This is a genomic window from Deltaproteobacteria bacterium (genome assembly GCA_009930495.1).
In the GTDB taxonomy this organism is placed as follows: Bacteria; Desulfobacterota; Desulfovibrionia; order Desulfovibrionales; family Desulfomicrobiaceae; genus Desulfomicrobium.
In genome coordinates, this window is record RZYB01000367.1 from 1 (window position 1) to 1,585 (window position 1,585).

Annotated in this window: 2 protein-coding genes and 1 pseudogene; 2 read left to right on the plus strand and 1 reads right to left on the minus strand. The window is 58.9% G+C overall.

Going from position 1 to position 1,585, the window contains the following annotated elements:
* Window positions 1-163 (minus strand): annotated as a pseudogene (locus EOL86_14720) (hypothetical protein).
* A 317-nt stretch (window positions 164-480) separates the two neighbouring features.
* Between EOL86_14720 and EOL86_14725 the strand changes: the two are divergent.
* Both EOL86_14725 and EOL86_14730 read left to right on the plus strand, forming a co-directional pair.
* Window positions 481-759, plus strand: coding sequence for an XRE family transcriptional regulator (locus EOL86_14725; protein NCD26825.1), 279 nt, complete (start codon window positions 481-483; stop codon window positions 757-759).
* A gap of 2 nt (window positions 760-761) precedes the next feature.
* Window positions 762-1,585, plus strand: an 824-nt coding sequence (locus EOL86_14730) for an SAM-dependent DNA methyltransferase (protein ID NCD26826.1), incomplete at its 3' end; no start/stop codon positions are given.

Sequence of the window (1,585 nt, forward strand, 5' to 3'; positions counted from 1 at the left end):
ACCCCGCTTCTCTTTCGCCTCAAAATTCTCTGCATTCTTACCCCCATTCTCCGGACCTCGTCCGGACTCCTGCATTTTTTCCTGCAACCGCTGTTCGGCGGTATCAAAAGCAAACTGGTTGATACTCTTCATGATTTTCGTCAAACAGATCGTTGATGTCCATGGTCGGTCGCTCCTTGTTGTGGGTTCTGTCCTTACTTACCGGAGAGACGGAGACAAATCCGCAGGACAGCGGATTTGGACGTCCGCCAGGACGCACGCAGGGTGAACGCCAGGATGGTGCGAATCAAAGCGTCGGGCATCGGGTGACTTTTTTTCGTGCCAGCCTTCTGAGGGCTACTTGCCGGGTGACGTTGGGATGTGTCGGCGGGAATTTCAAATTGCCGTATCGCAGGGGGATTTCCGCAAGGATTTCAAGGTCGCGTTTGACATTTGCGGCCCCATTGGATGATATATCAAGTGATAAATCGGGCGTTATGAATGGTACCGCCAGTACATCAGATAGATTCAGCAAGGAGAAATCCATTGGACGAGCAACACAGCATGGCAAGGCTGGTCCGTGAGCTTCGGGAACTTACCGGCCTGACTCAGGAAAAATTCGCGGCCAGGCTCGGCGTGACCTTCCCCACGATCAACCGCTGGGAGAACGACCGCGCCAAGCCGTCGCCGCTGGCTCTGGAGAAGATCGAGAGTCTGCTGCGCAGCCTGGGGGACAAGGGCGAGGCCCTGCACAAAGTTTATTTTGGGAGGGAAGCGTAAGTATGGCCCAGCTTGAACATATCGAAGCCATTGAAAAGCGGCTCTGGAGCGCGGCGGATACCCTGCGGGCCAATTCCAACTACGCCAGTAATGAATATTTCCTGCCGGTCATGGGCCTGGTCTTCTTGCGCCATGCCTACAGCCGTTTTCTGAGCGTCAAGGACGCCGTCGAAGCTGGCCTGCCCACTCGCGGCGGCAAGACCCGGCCGTTGACCAAGGAGGATTTCTCGCAGAAGAGCGCCATCTTCCTGCAGCCCAAGGCCCAGTTCGACACGCTGGTGGCCATGCCCGACAGCGCCGACCGGGCCAAGGCGATCATCGACGCCATGGAGTCCATCGAGGCCGACTACGAGAACCTGCGCGGCGTGCTGCCCAAGAGCGAGTATCAGGAGCTCGACAACGCCGTGCTCGGCCAGCTGCTGCGCACCCTCAATCCCGAGGAGCTCAAGCAGGTTTCCGGCGACGTATTCGGCCGCATCTACGAATACTTCCTGACCCAGTTCGCCGATCAGAAAGCCCACGACGGCGGCGAGTTCTTCACCCCGGTCTCGCTGGTCTCGCTCATCGCCAACGTCATCGAACCGGCCGACGGCACGGTGCTCGATCCGGCCTGCGGCTCGGGCGGCATGTTCGTGCAGAGCGCCCGGGTGGTGGAGCGGCGGCACGAAAACCCCACCGAGAAGCTCACCTTCTACGGCCTGGAAAAGAACGCCACCACCATCCGCTTGGCCAAGATGAACCTGGCGGTGCACGGCCTGGAAGGCGACATCCAGAAATCGATCACCTACTACGAAGACCCGCACGAGCTGCTGCGCAAGGCCGACTT